The sequence below is a fragment of the Neisseria sp. HMSC068C12 genome, from assembly GCF_001814095.1.
GTDB classification, from domain to species: domain Bacteria; phylum Pseudomonadota; class Gammaproteobacteria; order Burkholderiales; family Neisseriaceae; genus Neisseria; species Neisseria perflava.
Map to the genome: position 1 here is coordinate 1 of NZ_KV814788.1, position 235 is coordinate 235.

The following is a 235-nucleotide window of genomic DNA, read 5'->3' on the forward strand; positions in this document are numbered from 1 at the left end:
TCTTTCAGACGACCTTCATTATTGCTTTGGCCGTATTCGGTCTGTTGGACCAGTTGTCCGGCGGCATCGTAGCCGTAGGCGGTGATTTTGCCGTCCCAGCCGGTTTCTTGGATCAGGTTGTCGGTCGGGTCGTAATCGAAACGGTAGGTTTCGCCGTTTTCATTGGTGAGGACGGTCAGACGGCGGGCTTTGTCGTAGGCGTAGGCGAAGGTATGGCCCAGTGCGTTGGTGCGTT

Annotated in this window: 1 pseudogene; it reads right to left on the reverse strand. The window is 56.2% G+C overall.

Annotated elements, in window-relative coordinates:
• Positions 1-235 (reverse strand): annotated as a pseudogene (locus tag HMPREF2952_RS01910) (RHS repeat protein); the annotation flags it as partial.